This is a genomic window from Actinomyces polynesiensis (assembly GCF_000820725.1).
Lineage (GTDB): Bacteria > Actinomycetota > Actinomycetes > Actinomycetales > Actinomycetaceae > Pauljensenia > Pauljensenia polynesiensis.
In genome coordinates, this window is sequence record NZ_CCXH01000008.1 from 1 (window position 1) to 7,414 (window position 7,414).

The 7,414-nt window shown below is 69.5% G+C and carries 4 protein-coding genes; all 4 read left to right on the top strand.

Annotation, left to right across the window (positions count from 1 at the left end):
* The coding region (locus TA90_RS00285; RefSeq protein ID WP_197067806.1) for a glycosyltransferase at positions 1-1,322 on the top strand (1,322 nt) is incomplete at its 5' end.
* Positions 1,319-2,086, top strand: coding sequence for a CDP-alcohol phosphatidyltransferase family protein (locus TA90_RS00290; protein WP_052450309.1), 768 nt, complete (start codon positions 1,319-1,321; stop codon positions 2,084-2,086). The genes TA90_RS00285 and TA90_RS00290, both read left to right, overlap by 4 nt.
* A gap of 128 nt (positions 2,087-2,214) precedes the next feature.
* Entirely contained in the window at positions 2,215-4,161 is a 1,947-nt protein-coding gene (locus tag TA90_RS00295; RefSeq protein WP_082031163.1) for a right-handed parallel beta-helix repeat-containing protein, read from the top strand.
* A 112-nt stretch (positions 4,162-4,273) separates the two neighbouring features.
* Positions 4,274-7,414 (top strand): LamG domain-containing protein (locus TA90_RS00300; RefSeq protein ID WP_043534038.1); only part of this gene is annotated, 3,141 nt, incomplete at its 3' end.

The window sequence follows — 7,414 nt, forward strand, 5'->3', positions numbered from 1 at the left end:
GGACACGCACCGCCCGACGTGCAGGAGTCGCGCACGGGCGTGGCAGGACCCAGGCGGTCGGGGCACCAGGCGCCGGGACCCGTCCTGCCGCGCCGAGTCCGGACCCGCACGACGGTCCCCGCCAGCCGCCCGTCCCGGAGGGGAGGCTCGGTGGGCGCACGATCCTGGTCGCCCACCCCAGCGCCGCCCTCTACGGCTCCGACCGCGTCCTTCTCGAGTCCGTCAGCGCCCTGTGCGGTGCCGGCGCCCGCGTCGTCGTGGTGCTCCCCGGCGACGGACCCCTGTGGGAGGAGCTGCGCCTGCGGGGTGCCCGCGTCGAGCACTGCCCCACCCCCGTGCTGCGCAAGAGCCACCTGTCGCCGCGCGGCCTGGTGTCCCTGGGTGCGGAGGGAGCGCGTGGGGCGGCAACCGCAGGTCGGTTGCTGCGTGCCCTGCACCCTGACCTCGTCATCGTCAACACCATCACCATCCCCCTGTGGCTGGTGCTGGCGCGGGCCCGGGGCATCCCCACCCTCTGCCACGTGCACGAGGCCGAGCGGTCCATCTCCCCGGCGGTGAGACGGGGGCTCTACGCGCCGCTGCTGCTCGCCACGCGACTCGTGACCAACAGCCGCTTCAGCCTCGGTGTCCTCACCGACACCTGGGAGCGCCTCGCGGAGCGCACCTCGGTCCTGCACAACGGGGTCCCGGGTCCCCTCCGGGCACCTGAGCCACGGGCGAGCCTGGGGGAGGGGCCGGTGAACATCCTCTACATCGGCAGGCTCTCCCCCCGGAAGGGGCCCCAGGTGGCCCTGGCCGCCCTCGCGCACCTGCGGGACATGGGCCATCCGGTCCACCTGCGCCTGCTGGGCTCCGTGTTCCCCGGCTACGAGTGGTTCGAGGAGGAGCTGCACTCCCAGGTCCGCTCCCTCGGGATCGCCGACGAGGTGGAGTTCCTCGGTTTCGACACGGACATCTGGAGGCACTTCGCCGCCGCGGACGTCATCCTCGTCCCCTCCACCGTCGACGAGCCCTTCGGCAACACGGCTGTCGAGGCGATGCTCGCCCGACGGCCCCTCGTCGTCTCGGCCACCTCCGGCCTGAAGGAGGCCGCCGCCGGCTACGCCGCAGTGCGCCGCGTGCCCCCGGGGGACGTGCCCGCCCTGGCCCGGGCGGTGGTCGACCTCGTCCAGGACTGGACCAATGTCATCACCGAGGTGGACGATGACCGTGACCTCGCCCTCGTCCGCCACGCACCTGCGCTCTACCGGCGACGCTTCGTCGAAGAGGTGCTCGAGATGGTCCCCGTGGTGCGGGAACCGGTCGGGGCGTCGCAGTCATGAGCGTGCTCGACAGGGTCGCCCTCGTCCCCCGGGACGCACCCTGGGGAGAGGTGTGCGACGCGCTGGCCCGGGCGCAGAAGACGAACAGGAACGCCCAGGCGTACTCCCGGTGGGTGAACAGGCCCCTGGGTCGTGTCCTCGCGGCCACCGCCTACCGCTGGGGCGTCAGCCCCGACTCGATCAGCCTGGTGAGCGCCTGCTTCTCCTTCACCGGCATCGCCCTCGTCGCGGTCCTCCCCCCGACCGTCACCACCGGCGTCCTCGTGGCCGCGCTGCTGGTGGTGGGGTACGCCCTCGACTCCGCCGACGGACAGGTGGCCCGCCTCCAGGGCGGGGGGTCACTGGCAGGGGAGTGGCTGGACCACATCCTGGATGCCTTCAAGACCTCGGGCTTCCACCTCGCGGTGGCAGTCATGTGGTTCCGCCACCTCGAGGGGTGGTCGGTCGCCACCACGCTGGTCCCACTGGCCTTCGCCCTGCAGGCCTCGGTGTGGTTCTTCGGCATCATCCTCACCGACCTCCTGCTCAGGGGTGCCGGTGTGAAGAGGGCGGAGCTGCGCGCCGAGGACGAGGCCGCCCCCGTCCTCACCAGCCTGCTGGGGATCCCGGTGGACTACGGCGTGCTCTGCCTCCTCATGGGCCTGCTCGGGTGGTTCCCGGTGTGGCGCATTGCATACACCGTCCTGGCGGTGGTCAACATCGCCCTGCTGTTCCTCCAGTTGGGGAGGTGGTACCGGCGGGTCTCCGCGGTCGGTGGGCACTGAGGCCGGGCGATCGGGATGACCTTTCTCATGTTCAGGTCTTGAAAGGGGCTCGTTAGTCTGGCCGCGTCCGGGACGAGGTCCGCAAGCGGGACATCCGTTGCCCCTGACCGGACCCAGGAGGTCCCATCATGAATCCGAGAACACGGCGCCCGTCCGCACGACCCCTCGCGGTGGTGGTCGCCCTGCTCGTCGCACTGGCCGGTTCGGTCGCGTTGCTCCCCCTCGGCGGGACCGCGGCCCGGGCGGCCACACCCGCTCCCGCCCTCATCGCGTCCTCGACGGCCGCCCTGACGACCACCCCCGCGCCCCCTGCGGGCACGATCTTCGTCGGTATGGGTGGGGTCGACACGAACCCGGGGACCAAGGAACGTCCCTTCCGCACGCTCGCCAAGGCACTGACGGTCGTCAAGGCCGGAGGCACCATCGTGCTGCGTGACGGCATCTACCGCGAGGGCGCCACCGGCTACGCCGTGGGCGGCACGAAGTACTACACGGGTGTCCCCGCCAACGTGACCATCCAGTCCTACCCCGGGGAGATCGTCTGGTTCGACGGCACCCAGCGCGTCTCCTCGTGGACCAAGGTCTCCACGGGTCACTACCAGACGTCCTGGGACGCCTCCTCACTGTGCGCCGGTGCGTACTACTCCCGTCCGCCGGCCGACCGGTCCGCCAACGGACCCTGCGCCTACTCCGATGCGGCCGCGGCCACTCCCGCCGCCGCGGACCCGCTGATGGTCTTCGCCGACGGCAAGGAACTCACCCAGGTCGACTCCCTCTCCAAGCTCTCGCCGACGACCTTCTACCACGACTGGAAGGCGAAGGTCGTCCACATCGGGGCAGACCCCACCACGTCGAGCATCGAGGTCACCAAGTTCGCCCAGGCGATGGCGTTCTACCAGCCCAACGGCCTGCGCATCCACGGCATCGGTTTCCGCCGGTACGCCTCCAACCAGTACGACAACGCCACCGGCGCCTCCCTCCTCATCAACGGCGGGACCGGGGTGCTCCTGGAGAAGCTCGTGGTGCGTGAGAACGCCGGCGCAGGCGTCCTGGTGTGGAACTCCCGCAACCTCACGGTCCGCTCCTCGATGATCTACCGCAACGGGGCCAACGGGCTCAACGTGTCCGGGTCCGCCAAGCAGGTGGCGGCCAACCCCTCGGTGCGCGACGACCTGACGGTCGAGTACTCCCGCATCGACGAGAACAACCGCGGTGGGTTCGGCGCGGACTGCACCTTCTCGTGCAGTTCCGCCGGGTCGAAGGCCTCGGGGCTGGTGGGCGGGAACATCCGCTACAACAGCTTCTCCCAGAATGACGGTGGCCGCGCCTCGGGGTTCTGGTGCGACCTGGACTGCCGACAGGTCAACGTCTACGGCAACCGGGTCGTGGGCAACGCCCGCCACGGGATCCTCTACGAGGTCAGCTCGACGGGATCCATCTTCTCCAACCTCGTGGTCGACAACGGGTGGAACTCGACCGTGAACGGAGGCGGGTGGGGGCTCATGCTCAGCGCCGCCGACACGAAGGTCTACAACAACACCTTCGCCGACAACCGCCAGGGCGTCTTCCTCTACGACGACGACCGCTCACCCCAGTCCTCCACGGGCTATGACGCCAGCCGGGTCGGACCCAACAGCACCGGCATCGAGTTCGTCAACAACGTCGTCACCACCAAGCCCACCAGCAGCGGTCCGCTGCTGCGGGTGCAGGGCGGGTCGGCCTCCGTCCCGGGGAACACCTCCGCCCTCCAGGCGGTGAGCGTCCTCAACCGGAACGCCTTCGCGAAGCCTGCCTCCACCCAGTTCGCCCTGTGGCGTGACCGCTCCGGGGACCCCCTGAAGGTGTTCACCTCCCTCGCCGGGCTGCGCGCCGCGACCTCGTCGTCCTACATGACGGCAGGGCAGTTGGTCACCAGCACGACGGATCCCTTCGTCACCAGCGACGGCCAGTACCGCACGACGAGCACTGCCTCTGCCGGGGGAGCGGGCACGGCCCTGCCCTCCTCGATGGCCGCCCAGCTCGGGGTGTCGACGAGTGCCGGAACCACTCTGGGTGTGATTCAGGTCACAAAATAGTCCGAATATTGAAACGGTCCCTTGTGGGCCGAAGTGTGACATGGGACACTCGGGCAACCCCAACTCCACCTTGCGTCGGTTGACCAATGTTGGGAACCCGAAAGGCTGGGCCATGTTCCATCGCACCCTCTTCCGGACCGGAGCGGTCCTCGCTGCCGGCGCACTCATCCTGGGGGGCCTCACGGCCCCCCAGGCCCTTGGGGCCGATGTCCCCACGAGCGCGCCACCGGTCGTCGACAACCCCCGCAACGCCGTCACCTCCGACGCACTGCCCACCGCGCAGGTCAACGGTGTGGTGTGGGACCAGGTCGTGGTCGGCAACACCGTCTACGCGGTCGGCGACTTCAGCGCCGCGCGCCCGGCCGGGGCCGCAGCGGGTACGAACGAGTTCACCCGCTACAACGCGATGGCCTATGACATCCGCACGGGTGTGATGACGTCCTGGGCACCCAACGTCAATGCCCGCATCCGGGGGATCTCCGCCTCCCCGGACGGCTCCAGGATCTACATCGTGGGGTCCTTCACCCAGGTGAACGGGCAGACCAGGAGCCGCATCGCAGCCTTCAACACCTCCGACGGCTCCCTGAACACGGCCTTCCGCCCCGTCGTCAACGGGGACACCTTCGGTGTCACCGCCACCAATGACGTCGTCTACATCGGCGGATGGTTCAGCGCCGTCAGCAACACCCCGCGCACGCGTCTGGCGGCCCTGCGGGCCTCCGACGGAGCCCTCACGGGGTGGACACCCACCGCCTCGGGCACCGTCTACGCCCTGGGCCTCACCGGCGCGCAGGACCGGGTCGTCGTGGCCGGCTCCTTCGCCCAGCTCAACGGGCAGGACGCCACCAGCATCGGCTCGCTGGACGCCACCACGGGGGAGTCCTACGCCTACGCGGCCAACCGCGTCGTGCACAACACCGGGAACACGGCCGCCCTCATGTCCCTCAAGGTCGAGGGGTCCAGGGCCTACAGCACCGGCTACTGGTACGGGGGCACCGGGAACTTCGAGGGCGCGCTGGTCAGCGACGCCTATGACGGCACCATCCTCAACATGATGAACTGCCTCGGCGACACCTACGACGCCGTGCCGATGAACGGGGTCGTCTACCAGGTCAGCCACCACCACCAGTGCACGGACTCCGGGGGCTTCCCCGAAGCGACCCCGCGCATCTGGCAGCACACCGATGCCTTCACCGACGAGGCGACGGGGTCCGTCCAGACGAACACCTACGGCTACCCCAACTTCCAGGGCAACCCCTCGGGTTCCTACGTCAACTGGTTCCCGACCATGTCCGTGGGCTCCTACACCGGGTCCGACCAAGCAGGTTGGACCGTGGAGTCCGGTGGGGACTACCTGGTCATCGGGGGCGAGTTCACCAGGGTCAACGGCGTCAGCCAACAGGGGCTCGTCAGGTTCGCGACGCGCAGCGTCGCCGCCAACCCCAAGAAGATGGGACCCGACGCCCCGTGGGCGGAGACCGAGCCGACGCTGCGCAACATCGACACGGGCACCACCCGGGTCCAGTTCAGGTCCGACTTCGACAGGGACGACATCACGCTCACCTACAAGGTCGTGCGCAGTGACCGCGGGGTCAACAACCCCGTGTACACCACGACCGGCAAGTCGACGTGGTGGAACCGTCCCTTCCTCACCTTCGACGACACGACCGTCGAGGCGGGGAAGAGCTACACCTACACCATCATCGCCTCCGACTCCGACGGGAACGCCCGCAGCGGCAAGCCCGCCACAGTGGTCGCCGGACAGGGCGTGCCACCCTCGAGCGCCTACTCGCGCCAGGTCTTCGCCGACGGGGCCATCAACTACTGGCGCCTCGGTGACGCCTCCGGGTCGACACGTGCGGTGGACTGGGCCGGAGGCAACGACCTCGGTGTCGGCGCCGGTGTGGCATTCGGCGCAGCCGGGGCCATCATCGGCTCCGCCGACACGGCGGCCGCCCTCAACGGGACCTCCACCGCGACGGGTGCCTCCACCCAGACGGTGGACGGGCCCAACACCTTCACCCAGGAGCTGTGGTTCCGCACGACCTCCACCACGGGAGGCAAGCTCCTGGGGTTCGGCAACGCGGCCACCGGGAACTCCTCGAGCTACGACCGCCACATCTACATGTCCTCCGACGGGCGGATCACCTTCGGGGTGCATCCGGGATCGGTGAAGGTCCTGTCCTCCTCGGCCGGCTACAACGACGGCCAGTGGCACCAGGTGGTCGCCACGCTGTCCTCCGGGGGGATGTCCCTCCACCTCGACGGGCGCCGCGTCGCCAGCGACCCGTCCACGGTCTCGGGACAGCCCTTCCGTGGGTACTGGCGGGTGGGTGGGGACAACATCTCGGGCTGGCCCAACACCGGGACGACGAACACCTTCCGCGGGGACCTCGACGACATCGCGATCTACCAGACCGCGCTGAGCCAGGCACAGGTCCGCGACCACTACACGAAGAGCGGACGCGCCCTGGACGTGAGCGTGCCCACCGACGCCTACGGGCGCAGTGTCTGGGACGACGAACCGGCGCTGTTCTGGCGCCTCGACGAGAAGACGGGCACCACCGCGGCCGACGCCAGTGGCAACGGCGCCCAGGGGGAGTACTTCGGGGGTCCCCAGCTGGGGGTGGCCTCACCGCTGGAGACCGCCGGCAACACCGCCGTCACCTTCGACGGAGTGAACGACACCGTCTCCTCGACGAGGTCCTTCTCCAATCCGCGCGTCTTCTCCCTCGAGGCATGGTTCAAGACCACCTCGACGAGCGGTGGCAAGATCATCGGGTTCGGGGACACCAGGTCCGGGCTGTCCTCCAACTACGACCGCCACGTCTACCTCGACCCCTCGGGGCAGGTGAACTTCGGGGTGTGGACCGGGTCCTCGCAGATCGTCACCTCGCCCGGGTCCTACAACGACGGGACCTGGCACCACGTGGTGGCGACCCTCGGGGCCAACGGGATGCGGCTCTACCTCGACGGGCAGCTGCAGGCCCAGGGCTCGAACACCTCGGCACAGGACTACACGGGTTACTGGCGCGTGGGCGGTGACACGAGCTGGAGCGGCTCGGCGTTCCTCGCAGGTTCCATCGACGAGGTCGCCGTGTACCCGACCGTGCTCAGTCCCTCGAGGGTGGCCGCCCACTTCAGTGCCTCCGACGGGCAACCGCCGGCCAACGAGGCGCCGGTGGCGTCGTTCGTGTCGTCGGTGGAGGGGTTGTCGGTGTCGGTGGACGGGTCGGGGTCCTCGGATGCGGAC

Bases quoted from the DNA above. Each gene is read 5' to 3' on its own strand.
- TA90_RS00290 (WP_052450309.1), top strand. From the start codon at position 1,319: ATGAGCGTGCTCGACAGGGTCGCCCTCGTCCCCCGGGACGCACCCTGG.
- TA90_RS00295 (WP_082031163.1), top strand. From the start codon at position 2,215: ATGAATCCGAGAACACGGCGCCCGTCCGCACGACCCCTCGCGGTGGTG.